This is a genomic window from Syntrophobacter fumaroxidans MPOB, assembly GCF_000014965.1.
Lineage (GTDB): Bacteria > Desulfobacterota > Syntrophobacteria > Syntrophobacterales > Syntrophobacteraceae > Syntrophobacter > Syntrophobacter fumaroxidans.
Window position 1 is genome coordinate 4,099,351 of sequence record NC_008554.1, and the last position, 14,648, is coordinate 4,113,998.

12 protein-coding genes are annotated in these 14,648 nt (G+C 56.7%); 1 reads left to right on the forward strand and 11 read right to left on the reverse strand.

The window, feature by feature from the left end; all coding sequences use genetic code 11:
• Positions 1 to 240 precede the first annotated feature (240 nt).
• Positions 241 to 1,059: a class I SAM-dependent methyltransferase gene (locus SFUM_RS22660; RefSeq protein WP_083764115.1), complete on the forward strand. Its 819-nt coding sequence runs from the start codon at positions 241 to 243 to the stop codon at positions 1,057 to 1,059.
• Positions 1,060 to 1,505: 446 nt separating this feature from the next.
• Here SFUM_RS22660 and SFUM_RS17280 read toward each other — a convergent pair whose 3' ends face one another.
• From SFUM_RS17280 to SFUM_RS17330, 11 genes are all read right to left on the reverse strand, one after another.
• Positions 1,506 to 2,768, reverse strand: a complete 1,263-nt coding sequence (locus SFUM_RS17280) for a glycosyltransferase (RefSeq protein ID WP_011700144.1) — start codon at positions 2,766 to 2,768, stop codon at positions 1,506 to 1,508.
• A gap of 37 nt (positions 2,769 to 2,805) precedes the next feature.
• The gene (locus SFUM_RS17285) at positions 2,806 to 4,014 is read right to left on the reverse strand and encodes a prenyltransferase/squalene oxidase repeat-containing protein (protein ID WP_011700145.1); all 1,209 of its coding nucleotides are present in this window, start codon (positions 4,012 to 4,014) and stop codon (positions 2,806 to 2,808) included.
• Between the two features lie 18 nt (positions 4,015 to 4,032).
• Entirely contained in the window at positions 4,033 to 4,980 is a 948-nt protein-coding gene (locus tag SFUM_RS22050) for a glycosyltransferase family 2 protein (protein WP_011700146.1), read from the reverse strand.
• A complete protein-coding gene (locus SFUM_RS17295; protein WP_011700147.1) occupies positions 4,977 to 6,071 on the reverse strand; it encodes a peptidoglycan bridge formation glycyltransferase FemA/FemB family protein in 1,095 nt (364 codons plus the stop codon). Before SFUM_RS17295 ends, SFUM_RS22050 begins: the two co-directional genes overlap by 4 nt.
• Before the next feature lie 91 nt (positions 6,072 to 6,162).
• Positions 6,163 to 6,906, reverse strand: a complete 744-nt coding sequence (locus tag SFUM_RS22055) for a class I SAM-dependent methyltransferase (RefSeq protein ID WP_049766415.1) — start codon at positions 6,904 to 6,906, stop codon at positions 6,163 to 6,165.
• Positions 6,907 to 7,201: 295 nt separating this feature from the next.
• On the reverse strand, positions 7,202 to 8,176 hold the full coding sequence (locus SFUM_RS17305) for a class I SAM-dependent methyltransferase (protein ID WP_011700149.1): 975 nt from the start codon (positions 8,174 to 8,176) through the stop codon (positions 7,202 to 7,204).
• Positions 8,177 to 8,275: 99 nt separating this feature from the next.
• On the reverse strand, positions 8,276 to 8,887 hold the full coding sequence (locus SFUM_RS17310) for a class I SAM-dependent methyltransferase (RefSeq protein ID WP_167321371.1): 612 nt from the start codon (positions 8,885 to 8,887) through the stop codon (positions 8,276 to 8,278).
• Positions 8,888 to 9,352: 465 nt separating this feature from the next.
• Positions 9,353 to 10,291, reverse strand: a complete 939-nt coding sequence (locus SFUM_RS17315) for a glycosyltransferase (protein ID WP_011700151.1) — start codon at positions 10,289 to 10,291, stop codon at positions 9,353 to 9,355.
• A 132-nt stretch (positions 10,292 to 10,423) separates the two neighbouring features.
• A complete protein-coding gene (locus SFUM_RS17320) occupies positions 10,424 to 11,659 on the reverse strand; it encodes an ABC transporter ATP-binding protein (RefSeq protein WP_011700152.1) in 1,236 nt (411 codons plus the stop codon).
• A 26-nt stretch (positions 11,660 to 11,685) separates the two neighbouring features.
• Positions 11,686 to 12,516: an ABC transporter permease gene (locus tag SFUM_RS17325; RefSeq protein WP_011700153.1), complete on the reverse strand. Its 831-nt coding sequence runs from the start codon at positions 12,514 to 12,516 to the stop codon at positions 11,686 to 11,688.
• 120 nt (positions 12,517 to 12,636) lie between these two features.
• A complete protein-coding gene (locus SFUM_RS17330; protein ID WP_011700154.1) occupies positions 12,637 to 14,334 on the reverse strand; it encodes a nucleotide sugar dehydrogenase in 1,698 nt (565 codons plus the stop codon).
• Positions 14,335 to 14,648: the final 314 nt, after the last annotated feature.

Consider the following 14,648-nt stretch of genomic DNA (forward strand, 5'->3'; position numbering starts at 1 on the left):
CATGATGGGCAAAGAACTCCTTGACTGCCATGGTCGTCTTTCGTACCGTGCGCATTGAGCCGGTACTACTTGCCTTATATGGGCGACTGACATAGTGATTCTCCGGATTTTCCATTCAGTGGCACGAGAATAATGATGCCGAGTGAATAACAACACCAGTAAGGCAAGCAGGCAAATCGATATGAACCACACGGTCGTTTGCGAATCATCATCTCTGTCGGATATGGTAGGAGAAACGGCATGTTCCATTTTGCTCAGCAATTTGGAAGGCAGCTTAAGAGGATCGTTGTCTCTTGCGGACTTTATGAAATGATCTTGGATAATTACCACTACTTGGCTTCATTCAAGTATCTTGGGATAAGGCACAAGTGCCCGTTTTGCGGAGGACATTTTTCCACATTGTTGCCATGTGGATTGAGTGTTCCAGTTCTGAAGGCTAAACAAGTCATAGGCGGCGGTTATAGACTCAATTCCATATGCCCACGCTGTCATTCGTGGGACAGAGAGCGTTTTGTATATCTTTTCCTAAAAACCTATAAAGAATATATTTACAATAAACCTATAAATGTATTGCATGTTGCACCTGAATTAAATCTAAGTAGAAAATTAAGATCTTTACCATATATTAGATATACTACGGCAGACCTATATTCATCATCAGTTGATATGCAAATGGATATCACTGATATTAAACAAAAAAATGAAAGTTATGATTTAATAATATGTAATCATGTATTGGAGCATGTTCCAAACGATAGAAAGGCTATGAGTGAATTGTATCGAATCTTGAAAAAAAATGGACTGGCTATTCTTCAGGTTCCAATATCCTATTCAATGGAAAGAACTATTGAAGATTCATCAATAGAAAGTCCATTGGAAAGATTGATTGCGTTCGGACAAGATGATCATGTTCGTATATATGGACTAGATTACATATTGAGGCTTAGACAAGTTGGATTTCATGTAGAAGTCAACAGATGTTCACATTTATTCAGTTTGGAAGACATAAAGAAATATGGACTTATCATGGATGAGAGCATATTCTGTTGTTCAAAATAGCAGGAATAAGAAAACATTATATACTTAAGAAGAATTATGTTTTATTGATATTATCTATAAATTGTAAAGTTCATTTTATTATAGATTTTTTTTCAAATATTCCAATTCTTACATTAAGAACATTGCAAGAATTCGATGAAAAAAATGTTGGAATATTTAGCTCTTTCTCAGTGGTCTTAGTGTCATGATGATTCTGTGAGTAGTCTTCTTATAGGTTGTTGCAGTTCATATACCTGTACTCCATGCAAGGAGACCTCTTGTGCATTTCAGCTTCTTCCACCTGGGAAGAAGAGCCATCCAGAGGACGAGAGCAGCTGAAGCCGACTTCTTCCGAAGCATGGGCTCATCAATGTCCGAGGCTGCCTGGCAGCTGGTTCTTGACTCTTCGGTAAACACACAACGGCAGCGAAAGTGCAATACGTAACCTTTGTCTCCTGCGGTATGATTCATGAAGCGAGGGCTTCGTAGAGACGCACGAGCTTTGGCAGGTGGGCATCCCACGACAGCTGCTGCCTCGCAACCGCTCTACACCGGCTTCGCAAGGCCTCGCCCTCCCGGCGGCATTGTTGGACGAAACCACACACTGCAGCCGCGATCTTTTCAGGGTGTTGTAAAGATCGCATATCAATAACCATGCCCACTCGTTCAGATTCTGCCAGCATTGAATAGTCACCGATTCCTTCGCTCATGACTACAGGTATGCCGGCTGCAAGATACTCTCCAAACTTGACAGGTGACGAGACCCGGTTTAGGAGGGATGCTTCCCGGAGTAGAAGTCCGACGTCGGCGGCCGCCAGATAGCTTGGGACGCGATCGTGTGGAATAGAAACCACAGAGGCGTCTTCTTTTTGTATCCCATGAGCCGCTATCATGTGTTTCATACTGTTTGCATTGGTTGTGATGGCGAGAAAGTGGGCGGTGGGGTCGATCTGCTTGACCGAACAGAATAGATCAAGGGATGTTCCGGGAAGTTGCCACGCATGAAGGCTTCCACAATAGGCAACCACCAGCCGCTCTGAAAGCCCCAATTCATGACGTATCTGTTCCCTGTTTGCAGATGCATTGCAAAAAGGTCCTGTTTCAACCGAGCAAGGGATGGTGGTGATTCTGGAATTCGGTGTTCCGTGTTCTGTCGCAAGATAGCCGGACATTGCCTCAGAGACACAGACCACTGCATCCGCTTCCTGAAGGGCGGACAATTCCATCTGTCTGTGGAGTTTGACTCTTGCGTCCAGTTGGTGCTGATCCATCCGGGACAATTGCTGCGAACGCACGACGTACTCGATTTCCGCATGGCTAATGCCGCGGCAGTCAAAGATGACTTTGATGCCGGAAAGAGAGCGCCTTGCAGCCAGCGCAATGGAGGTCATTTCAGTCCCACGGCAGTGCAATATGACGGGTGTTTTCGCGCGGTAACGGAAACGGAGCCACGCTTGCAGAACCTGATCCTCCGGCCACAGCCACCTGCTTCTTGCAGGAGGGGAAGGAATCAAGCACGGGCTTTCACCCAGAGATTTCCTCAGCCATGACCACCTTTCGTGCCAACGGCGTGCCAACCCCGGACGCAGGAGTTGGCCAACGGATACCAACAGAGTCAAGCCGACAGAAAGGCCCAATTCGCGTACTCTCTCCGCCGGGCGGACCACCTGCGATGCGAACACGGGACTCAAGCCTTCTCGGTAGACACAGTAATTTACGCGCACCGCCATGTATTGGCACCGGCCTTTCGCGCACTACGCAGGGATGCTAATGGATGGACATACCCATTTGGGCGAGCAAGGCGTCAAGGTGGAACTTGTGCGTCCAGTTCATGTACCAGTAACGACCATAGCCGAGGTGCCCCGGAAATGATCCCCGGAGTCCTCCCCGTCTGCCGTCGTCGGGATGATCCATATCCAACTCCTGAAGGGAGCAATTGAAAAGATTCGAGTGCAGCGCAGACTTGCGCCACGATTCATCGCCAGTGACTTCGGCCAGACGAAACCAGATGATGGACATTTGTGCATTTCCCGTCGTGCTGGACCAGGATGAAGCGCGACGATAACCAGGGGCGATGCGTCCAGGCAGCGCACCCGTATGCGGGTCCTGCAGATCCTTCATGCGCGAGGCGGCAGCCATTGCTATTTCTTCGAACTCAGAACGGCCTGCAAGAAACCCAATTTCCAACAATCCCTGGACGGTGTATGCGACCGTGTGAGTCAATGGCGCATCGTCGGGCCTGAAGCTCATATGGGGGAACCATGCTGCTGCGTCAGCGAGCGAGCACAACCATGCGGCGTTGCGGATTCCTGCTAGGATCGCTGCGTCATCCGAAACGCATCTTCCATACCGGGCAAGAGCCCAGGCAGTGCGTATGTCATACGAGTGAACGGTTCCCTGGGTCAAAGGAGAGCGACCACGGCGCCATTCACCGGTCGGTTCCTGGACTTCCCTCAGCCAGTGGGCTGCGCGCGCGGCGCATCCGGCGAACTGTCCATCCCTGTCCAACCCCCTGTCAATGAGATCGGTAAGTCCCTTAAGGATTTGTCCCGTATTGAAGACGGTGGGGTGTTTACGCGCAATGCCGATATGACCTCCCGGAAAAGCACCGCATTCCATCTGCGTTGACAACAGCCAGTCACCCATCTTGACCACCGCATCACGCAGGATCTCCGGTTCCTTGAGATGCAGGCTTTCGGCTCGCAGCAACGAACAGACTATGTAGCCGGTAGTCTCCGGGTAGGAGGGGTTCCAACTGCGACTGACCACATTATAGCTCTCTGCAACGCCGCCGTCGGAGGTGGCGGCCTGAGCTCGAAACAGCCAATCGATAGTTGATCGGGCATATTCCTCAATGGATCGATGCGGTTTACCGCGTCCTCGAAAAGACTCTGCGCAGCGGAATCCTGCTCGCCGCATGGTCTGTCGAATTCTACTAGAGATCGACAACAGGTTGACTTTCCCGATGGCCTGCACCGAGCCCCGCCATCATGCCTAGCCGTTTGGGGAGATCAGGAGTGTTGTTGTCCGTCGCCTGATCCTGATGAGACGGTCGGTCCAGAATGGGCCCACGATTCGGCAGATGCTGCCGCCGAGTTTTCCATAAGCTTCGTCAACCCCACCGTGGTGATGAAACCGCCGGGCGATATTAAAATAGATGTTAGCCTTGCTTCTCTCTCCGAAGGCTAGGTACGAGCGTCCTGCGCGCGCCATGAATCCGGCAAAGGCTCGCCTCCGATGGTCATTGAGCTTGCCCGCCAACTCGAGATGCTCAAAGGCCGGCTGCAGGATACGAGCATACTGGTCGAGCACTCTGATCGTGTTAGAGGACAAACTCCTCGGTCTCTTAAGCAGTCTGGCGAGTACTTCAGGCACATACGCCAATGTCCCTCCGGCACAGGCGAACCGGAGGTGAAGATCCCGCTCTTGCGCGCATGGCAACTCCTCACGGAAGCCACCTGTGTCCCGAACCAATCCGGTGCGAAGCAAGTGGCCCGCCGGCCCCACCTCCATGCCAAGAGCCGCTGCCACTGGGTCGGCATCACAGGTCGGTCTCCATACCTGAGTTTTTCCGGTGAGACCCACGACATGGACATCGCAGACCACTGAGTCCACCCGCTCTCTCACAGCCACCGGCACAGTCCTGGCAAGCTTATCGGGAAAAAGAGCGTCATCGGCATCGAGAAACTGCACGAACTCGCCACGAGCAAGCTCCAAACCAGCGTTTCGTGCTGCACATGCGCCGCGATTCTCGCCACTCTGCCACTGAATCTCATTCCGGAAAGACTGAATGACTCGAAGGCTCTCATCCTCGGACCCGTCATCGATCACAATGATTTCCCTGTTGGTGTAAGTCTGCGACAGTGCGCTTTGAATCGCTTGCCCAACAAAATCAGCGCAATTGAAACAAGGAATTACGATGCTGATCAGAGGATATCTCATAGAGCTCGGTTTCGCTGTGTCGGGGAGAGGGTATGAGGGGCGGCGGTCTTGGTTTCTGACTTCAGCCGTTCTTGATCGATAATGTCCCTCGCTGTTGCATGCTTATTCCAGCTGGTCTTCTTCCGCAGCCCGACCAAAAAGTCGAAAATCCGTGCCCGTTGCCTGAGGAGGTCCATTTTCCAAAGGTACCCGGTTTCCAGGACACCGCCGAAACGGGACTTGAAGCGTTGGATGTGCTCAAGCTTTGAACCGCAAACGTCGCTCAACCGGGTTCCAACGAAGTTGTATCGTTTCACTCCATGATGCATGAGTAGCCGAATTGTCTCCCAATGAAGCAGCTTGATCGCTCCCGCCACGGTCACCTCCTCAGCAGAGGCGCCGTACAAATAGTATGCACCCTGTCGGGTGTAGGGAATCAGAAGCCCTCCAAGTGGAGATTCGCCATGGTACACCATGCCACACAAAACGTTATTGGAGGAGGCCAATCGTTCATGGAACCGAGCGCATTCGCTGAAACTCACGTGAGGCATGTTCGAACGCTGCATTGTCCGCGAGTAGAGCGCGTAAAAGTCGTTAACACGGTGGAAGCCGAAATCAACGTGCAATCTCGCTTTCGCAGCCAAGCGAATTTTGCGACGATGATCGCTGTGCAAGCCGGCGAATAAGTCGTCCTCGGATCTCCCTTCCAATTGTAGAACATAACTTCCGAAACCACAGGCAGTCGCGCCTTTCGGGACAGAGCGAAACAGGCAGTGCGGAGGCGGCTGAATAAGCCTGTCACAGCATTTCAACCTTGTGAGTGAGGTCACCAGAGTCGATATGAAATCCGCTTCTTTCTCCGCGTCCAAAGTCTCTCCGTCGTGCACAGGGGGGAACATCAATTCGGCGAAACGGAAGACGCGAATCCGGAACATCCTTAAAGGAATGCATGAGAAGCCATCTTCGGAGAAAGCCAAAACAGGGTCGCCCCTTCGGCAATCGCGCAAGTAGTTGTGGTAGGATTCGAGAAAAGGAAAAGGATACCTCTCGTCAATGCCCGCAAGAAGCTTCTTGGCATCAGGGTCACCGTAGCGCGCAAGGACTATTGTCATGATTCGTTGGGCACCACATTACTCAATCTTGTTCCACTCGGAATCGGCCAGGATGCCGGGGGATTCGATTACGCACGGTTTTCTTGCGGAATCAGGGCCTTCGCGCAATCAAAAGGTAGCCGTTGACAAAGGAGTCCATGGGGAAAGGATCCCTGTCGTAGTCCTGGACGATCTTTTCCTCGAAAAAGCTGTGGTGATGGGCCTCGATCTTGAAGAATTCCGCAGCGCACCGCTCCACAATGGCCGGTGAATACTTGATGCTGCTGATATCGGGAAACCAAAGGTCGCTCCGCTTCAGAGCGTGCGAGTATTGAAGGAACAGATATCCGCCAGGGCGGAGGACTTCATGGGCTCTCTCAAAGAAAAGTCTCAGCCGGCTTGGTGGGAAATACATCAGGACGCCTATGCTGTATATCAGTGCGAAGTCGGACCCGCACTCGAAACTCAGGAAATCTCCCACGTGGAATTCGCATTGGGGGTTTTCTTTCCGAGCTACCCTGGTCAATTCTTCCGAAATGTCGATCCCGACAATCTTGAAGCGGCTTGACATGCGCTTGGCGATCAAGCCTGTCCCACTGCCTAGGTCGAGAATCGAAGCGCCCTCCTCAAGATTCCCGCAAGCAAACGACCAAAGTGTACCATGCACTTTGCTCAGGGCAGCTTCAACATCCTCACGGTGCGAAAAGCCCACGTTTTCCTGAAGCGACTTGGCCGGATTGAAGTTGCGGCCCACCCACTGATGGTGGAGCCGGCAAAGCAGTGGATCAGCACCACACCATGCAGCGGCCGAATTGAGCAGGGGATTGTTGACGGCGATTCGAAAAGCTTTGCCCATCGAGCCCTTTATCCATCGCAGCAACTTCCCCTGAAATGATGAAGACTCAGGGAATCTCATAAGCCGAGCCCTTTCAACCCAATCCAATCAGCTTTTCCACGAGGGTCTGATTCTCGCGGAGTCTTTGTTCTGCCCCATGCCCAAAGCATGCTCCGGGTACTCCTGGCGGGGCAGGTTTCAGGACTGCGCGGAAGCGTTCCGGTCTCGTCATCCAACCGTTCTGGGTGGATGAGCAACGCAGGCTTTGCCGGTTTGTCCGAAAGACGCAGACAGTATATGCCGCGCTGAAGACAGATCATTTTGTTGACTCGAGGTCATCCTGCAACGACCGGATGATTTTGTTCAACGATGTCATCCATCGGATTGCGGCTCGTTTGCAGATTGATGGCCGTAGCCATTCATCGAGATCCGATCGTGGATGTCCTTCCGGCAGGGTTTCCGAAGATCGACAAAAGCATTGAAGCGCAAGTCCCAAGTGATTCGGTGGGGTCGCCCAGTATTCCTGGCAACTCCACTTCAACACCCGATACCCGGCAGTCCTCATGGTCGAAGCCAACGATCCCGGGGTGAAGAAATTCAAGTGAGTGACAGGCTCGTCCAATTGAGGCAGTCTTCGCCACAGCTCCATTGGAACCTCGCAATACAACATTCCTTCCGGCGCCAACATCTTGCCGAGGCTCTTGAGAAGGCTCACCGGATCCGCCACGTGCTCCAGGACGTGTGAAAGAATCACCAGATCAAACCGGGCATCGTTGCATGACATGTCCTGCACCGTCGCCCCGAGCCTGGTCACCCAGGGACATGGGGAGTCGTTGTAGTCGACGATGAAACACTGTGCTCCACGGTCCGCGATATACCGCAGAAGTCGCCCGTCACCCCCTCCGTAATCCAGCACTTTCAGCCCGAGGGTGATGGGATACATACGATCCACGCATCTGAAAAGCCGCCCGGCACGTCGCAGCTCATACGTGCTGTCCGCGGGGATGTCGCCGGAGCCGATCTTTTCGATACCGCTCAAAAACCGGTACTTCGCCTCCGTGTCCGCGACCTCCGGTCTCGGGGAATAGCAGACGAACCCGCACTCCCGGCATCCTTGAACCGTGAGAGAAACGTCGCACCGTCCCGGCAACCACAACTCAAACAGAATCCGGAGTCGAGTCGATAGATAGGGGGTGTTCGTTCCCACCGCGTCTGAACGTTTGTAGCGCCTTTTCGCCAAAGGCTCCCATCGGTCGGCTCCGCAGATCGGACACGAGAAATGCACCTTCATTCAGTTCACCCGGTAGGAAACCGATTCACACGTTCGACGGAGTTTCTCAGGGCTGATGCAGCCGAAACAAGAGTCTCGGAAGCCCCCGACAATGGCGGGCTATTTTGTATCTCCCGTCTTGCAGAAGTACCGGTCCTGGCGGGGCATGTTCAAGATTCTTCTTGCAACGCCCAGGAAAGCGTTCCTCGCGCTGTAGTCCGGTTTCAAGCCCACGTCCAGCTCTTCATATTCGCGATGTTTGCGAAGGTACTGAATAACCTTGAACACGGCTGGCCACCCGGCGTCGTTGAACCCCAGAACGCCGCCGAACGGAATCATACGGTCCAGGAAAAAGAAATCGATGAATGCGTGGTCGAAATCATGGCATCCGTCTATGTACCCCAGGTCCACGCTGGTTTCTTCGAGCAGCAGCCGGGGGAGCGCCTCATAACTTCGCAGTTGCAGGTGTCTGTGATTACCGGTAAAGCCTGCCCTGCATACGCCGTGCAGTGCCGCGAGCTTCCCCGATTCCCAGTCGGTGTATGGGTCGATGGAGATCAGCCGCCCCCCGGTTTGCATCAGCCCCGCGAGAATGCTCAGTGTGGATACTCCATGCGCCATGCCGATTTCCACGACGAGGACCGGCCTGAGGGCCAGAACCATTCTGTACAGGGCGGCGCACCCTTTCGCGCTGATGTTGGCGGTCAGCGGCTTGCGCGATCCGTCAGGCATCAGAACGGTTCTTGTCGCGAACATTTCGCGAAGGACCTGACATGGAGGAAGCAGGTCAATATCGGAAATACGATCATTCATAACGGAGGGTCATTGCGTGTCCGGATGGCTGCAATTCCGCTGCGGAAAGACCGTCCGCGAGACGGTCCGGCCACCGGACCGGGGCCTCGGCAGGATTCACCGCTCGACCAACGGGTGCCGTGAGCGAATGGATCAATTGGATGAGGGCCGATGCCGGTTCGGCTCGTAGTCGCTGATCTGTTCAAGCAGCAGGACAAGCGATTTCTTCCCCGCGTGGGGGTGATATCGTTTCGATTCGTGAACGAGAAATTCCGTGCGTGGCGGACTTGGTGGATAGAACATGGCCTTTCGGATGCGTCGCAGCATGAAGTGCCGCATTCGCGAAACCCGGACGGCGCATTGGATGGAGCTGCCGATAACCCCGCAACTGAACTGTTTGCAGCATCAGTTTCGGTTGCGTCTCAGAAAAAAATGCCAAGCGAACCTGGCGTCCAGCTCGAGCTCGAAGGCCCGGTTCAGGTCCCCGCTCACTGCGCATGCCAGGCAAAATGCCACCGGTTTCAGTCCGCCGCACCACTCGCGTATGCGGATCGGGCGGGGTCCCGACCGCACGATTTCCATCACCGCCCAGGTGCGTCCGAGCCCGGCGACCCTCCGCCGCAAGGCGGGCTTGCCGAGCTTGTCGAGGGTAACGGCGTGCCGGATGGAACAGCGCGGTTCATACCAGCCCTGCTTACCGGATTCCACCAGCCGATATCCGAATTCGGTGTCCCCTCCCGCAAGCATTTCCTTGCCGCATCGGTCGAGATCCGGTCTGAATCCTCCGATCTCTTCCGCCACAGACTTGCGGACCGCAAAGTTGCACCCCGGCAGGAAGGCTCCGCCCGCTGCCTCGAATCGAAACGGGACGTCTCCTCGCCGACTGTACCACGAGTCCACCCACCTCTCGATCCGCGGCGTCACATGGGAGGGCTTGCCGTCGACGTAATCCGGAAATACCGGGCCGACCACGTAGTCGGCCCCGTTGGATTCGGCGGCCTCACGGCATCCTGCCAGCCATTCGGGGTTGACCTTCACGTCGTCGTCGAGGAAGACGAGCATCTCGTGACGTCCCTCGACGATTCCGCGGTTGCGTGCATGGTTGAGGCCCTGTTTCGTCTCGATGACTTCCCGGACCGGGAAGGGGAAGTCATCGGCATGGCGGCCGACGACCGCGGAAGTGTTATCCGTGGAATTGTTGTTCACAACGACCAACTCGACCTCTGCCCCGGTTGGGACCCTCAACCGGCTCACGCTGAAGAGCGTGCGATCCAGCAGTCCGGCACGATTGTACGTGGGGATTACGATGGAAAAGTTCAGAGCCCCCATTTCCTTTCGGTGCATGCCGCATCATCGGCACCAACGGGCAAAAATGAAATCAGAGCAGAGTCTTTTCCGGCGAGACCGATGGATGGGCGGTGACACCGGAAAGACCTCATCGAAACCGCTAAGTGGTCCGACCCGCCCGGAAACGCCTCACCCGCTGAAGTCCCACTCGCAGCGGGCGATGACCGGGCCGTTGACGGCCGCGCTGTGATTACCGGTTTCCGCCAGGTTCGTAACGTCGAACGTCAGGCAGTCCCTGATCACCACCGAGTTGACCTTGCCGTCGCCGAACCATATGGACATTCTGTAGGTCCCGTTGCGCAACTCGGGGGAGCGGATGCTGGCCGTGACGCTGCCCGCCGAGACGGGGTTTTCCAGGCTGTGAATGTGGGACATCTTCGGGTTGCAACCGAAGATGGGGTTTCCGTAATGGTCGCTGATGACGAATCCCAGGCACGGGAGAGATACCGGCCGGTCGAAGGCGTATTCCGCGGAGATCTCCAGACCCGTCATCGTCTGCCTGGCGGCCACCCACTTCAAGGGGCCCGTCTCCAGGTTCACGCGATCCTTGACGGAATCGGCCAGGTAAGCCGCCACGACCCCGGACACCGGCCCGTCCTCGGCGACGCGGCCGCGCGACAGGAGTATCCCCCTCGCGCACAACGCGTTCACCGCCGCCATGTTATGGCTCACGAACAACACCGTCCGGCCTCTCCGGCTCACTTCGCTCATCTTGCCCAGGCATTTCTGCTGGAACTGGACGTCCCCCACCGCGAGCACCTCGTCCACCAGCAGGATCTCGGGGTCGAGGTGCGCGGCCACGGCGAAGGCAAGACGGACGTACATGCCGCTCGAATAACGTTTGACCGGGGTGTCCAGGAACTTCTCGATCTCGGCGAAAGCCACGATTTCATCGAACTTGCGGGTGATCTCGGCCCTGGTCATGCCGAGGATCGCCCCGTTCATGAAGATGTTTTCACGGCCGCTCAGTTCCGGGTGAAATCCCGTGCCGACTTCGAGCAGGCTCCCCACGCGCCCCCGCAGTCGCACGCGGCCCGCCGTCGGTTCGGTGATGCGGCTCAGAATCTTGAGCAGCGTGCTCTTGCCCGCCCCGTTGCGGCCGATGATGCCCACGACGTCGCCCCGACGCACCTCGAAGCCGACGTCCTCCAAGGCCCAAAAATCCTCCGAAGAGGGGCGTTCGCCGCCGCCGGCGGGCGTTTCCCCGCCCAATGACCGCGCGCCCAGCGCCCTGCGCAATGCCCGGAAAGGCCTGCCCGCTCCCTGAGCCAGAGCCTCGCGGAACGTCCGGTATCGCCCCACCCGCGCATGGCGGATCCGGTATTTCTTCCCGAGACCTTCTACCGATATGACGACGTCACTCATGGCTGATCGGCATGCGGACGACCGGATCAGATCACGTCCGCGAACGTCCGCTCCGTTTGTCTGAAATACCGGAGTCCAATGAAGAGCAACAACAGGGACAGGCTCGTCGAGATGACGAAGCCCGGCCAATAGAGCCGCGCATTGCCGAGGATGGCCCACCTGAAGCCGTCGATGACCCCCACCATGGGGTTCAGGGAATACACCAGGCGCCACTGCTCCGGCACCACGCTGCTGGAGAAACCGACCGGCGAGATGAAGAGGCCGAACTGGACCATGAACGGCACCACGTGCCGGAAATCCCGGTACCTGACGTTCAGCGCGGCGATAAACAGGCCCGCTCCCATGGCCGTCAAAAAGGCGAGCAGGATGAAGAGCGGCAGCGTCACGATGGTCCAGGAAGGGGCGAACCCGTACCCGATCATCAGCAGGATCAGGATGACGAAGGCCACCAGGAAGTCCACGAACGCAACGATCACCGCGCTCGCGGGCACGATCAGCCGCGGGAAGTAGATCTTGGTCAACAGGCCGGCGTTGGCAACCAGGCTGTTGCTCGCCTCGCCGAAAGCCGTGGAGGCGAACTGCCAGGGCAACATGGCGGCATACACGAGGATGGGATACGGAACCCCTTCCGAGGGAAGCCCGGCCAGCTTGCCGAACACGACCGTGAACACCACCATGGTCAGAAAAGGCCGGAGCACCGCCCACAGCACCCCGAAGACGGTCTGTTTGTAGCGCACCAGGATGTCGCGCCACGCAAGGAAACCGAACAACTCCCGGTACCGCCACAGATCGCGGAAGTAATTCCTTTCGATGCGGCCCGGTTCTATGACGAGATCAAACTGAGTGTCCCGGCTCACACCCCCGCTCCCCATTCATCCGCAAAGGCCGCGCGCGGACAGCACCTTCTCCCGTGGATGTCTCCCTGACGGCGAGCATTACACATTCGCAATTCTCATGGGCCATGCAGGGCCATGGTCTCAGCGCGTCCCCCTCACTTCTTCCTTGATGCGCTGAATGTGCCCCCGCCCGAGCCCCTTCACCTCGCACCGGAGCTCGAAGAAGCGGCGGATCTTCGCATCGTTGAGCATGCCGAAACAGTCCACCACGGCCACGGGACGCCCCGTCATCTCGACGACCTGTTCCGGCGTCAGGGATTCGTAAGGCTTATGGCGCACGGCCAGGACCACCGCGTCGGCTTCCTTGAGGGTCTCGGCAAGGTCGTCGTCGACTCTGAGCTCCGAGAGCCTTTCCTGGTTCCGGAAGAACCTCGACCGCGAATGCCCCGGTGAGGGGTAGGTGTCCTGCTTCTCGAATTCCCACCAGTGGCGCACGTACGGGTCGTGAACGGCCACGTCGGCCCCCATTTCGGTGAGCTTGCGGACGATCAGCTCCGAACCGCTGTACCGGGTGTCTCCCACGTCCTCCCGGTACGACGCCCCGAGCAGCGCTATCTTGGACGCGGCGACGATCCGGCCCATGTTGCGGAGCCCGTCACGCACCAGCTGCGCCACGTGAAGGGCCCGTGTGTCGTTGATGTCGATGGCCTGCGGCGTGATCTTGAAAATGTCGTCCTCAAAGCCCATCAGCGTCTGGTAAGCCCAGACCCCCAGCCCCCCGTCCTTGGGCAGGCAGTAGCCGCCGATTCCGGGCCCGGGAAAGATCATGTTCGAATGGGTCGGCCGTACCTTGATGGCTTCGATCACCTTGATGAGGTCGACGCCGTTGCGCTCCGCAAACAGGCTCCATTCATGAAGAAAGGCCAAAATCGTGGCCCGGTAGGAATTCTCGATGATCTTGCAGGTCTCGCTTTCCAGGGGCCGGTCCAGCACGGTCAGGGGAAATTCGGCGACGTTGAGCACGCCGGACAGGAACTCCTGAACCCTGCGCCGGGATTCCTCGTTGATGCCGCTGCACACGCGCCAGAAATCGCGGATGGAAGCCACGTAGTTGCGCCCCGGCATGACCCGCTCGAAGGAATGCGCGATGAGCGGCTCCGATTGCACCCCGCGCCGCGCGAACGCTTTCTTGATGATGGGGTAGGCCACATATTCCGTCGCCCCGGGCGGGACCGTGGTCTCGATAAGCACCAGGCACTCCGGCGGGATCTTGTCGCCGATGACCTTGAGGCTGTCTTCCAGCGCGACGATGTCGGCATGCCCCTGGCGCACATCCCCGAGGGTCTCCTTATGATAGTCGCACTGAACGTCCACCACGACCACATCCGCCAGGGTCAGCGCATCGTAGGTGAACGTCGCCGTGAGGGTGTGCTTCTCGTTGACGCAACGCGCGATGAGCGGCGCAACCTCGGGGTCCTCCGCCTGAACCGGCGCAATCCCGCGGTTGAGGTACGGAATCTTCCAGAAGGAGCGGGGGGACGGGCGCTGCATCCCGATGACGAACCGGGTGGGGCCTCCCGTTCGCGGATCCGTTGAGTCGGCGATAACGCCGGCCATAACGGCCCCCACGAACCCCACGCCCATCACCACGACGATCTCGCGTCCCATGAGACGTTGTTCGCGCGCCAGCTTCCGCAGGCGCTCGAGCTCGGTTTCGTAGTCTTCGGGAGAGGGCAGGGCGAACGCTTCCCCTGCGGGACAGGTCGAGCAGGCGGGTTCAACGGGCCCCGCGGAGGAAGCGGATGTGTCCGAAGCTTTGGGTGGATTCGATTTTTGCATGTGACGACCTTTTTCGGCGGTTGGAAGACGGCCCCTCGTACCTTGGATTCATGCCCATGCGAGACTTCGACGTCAGCCTTTCGACATCGCGATTCTCATGGACGAACCCGGGACCGAGGGCTGTCTGTAAAAAGGGAACCTTCACCTCGATGAAAACCGGGGACCGGGGAGTATCCGAGGATTTCCCGCTCCCGAGAGAAAATGCGATTCTCATCCCGGCGAAAACCGGGGGGCCGGACTGTCTTTCCGAATTCCCGCTTTCCCGTGAAAATGCTCCGGCCCGTCTTCACGGTTCGTTGCGATCCGCCGGCCCA

Bases quoted from the DNA above. Each gene is read 5' to 3' on its own strand.
- SFUM_RS22660 (WP_083764115.1), top strand. From the start codon at position 241: ATGTTCCATTTTGCTCAGCAATTTGGAAGGCAGCTTAAGAGGATCGTT.
- SFUM_RS17280 (WP_011700144.1), bottom strand. From the start codon at position 2,768: ATGGCGGTGCGCGTAAATTACTGTGTCTACCGAGAAGGCTTGAGTCCC.
- SFUM_RS22050 (WP_011700146.1), bottom strand. From the start codon at position 4,980: ATGAGATATCCTCTGATCAGCATCGTAATTCCTTGTTTCAATTGCGCT.
- SFUM_RS17295 (WP_011700147.1), bottom strand. From the start codon at position 6,071: ATGACAATAGTCCTTGCGCGCTACGGTGACCCTGATGCCAAGAAGCTT.
- SFUM_RS22055 (WP_049766415.1), bottom strand. From the start codon at position 6,906: ATGGGCAAAGCTTTTCGAATCGCCGTCAACAATCCCCTGCTCAATTCG.
- SFUM_RS17305 (WP_011700149.1), bottom strand. From the start codon at position 8,176: ATGAAGGTGCATTTCTCGTGTCCGATCTGCGGAGCCGACCGATGGGAG.
- SFUM_RS17310 (WP_167321371.1), bottom strand. From the start codon at position 8,887: ATGCCTGACGGATCGCGCAAGCCGCTGACCGCCAACATCAGCGCGAAA.
- SFUM_RS17315 (WP_011700151.1), bottom strand. From the start codon at position 10,291: ATGCACCGAAAGGAAATGGGGGCTCTGAACTTTTCCATCGTAATCCCC.
- SFUM_RS17320 (WP_011700152.1), bottom strand. From the start codon at position 11,659: ATGAGTGACGTCGTCATATCGGTAGAAGGTCTCGGGAAGAAATACCGG.
- SFUM_RS17330 (WP_011700154.1), bottom strand. From the start codon at position 14,334: ATGCAAAAATCGAATCCACCCAAAGCTTCGGACACATCCGCTTCCTCC.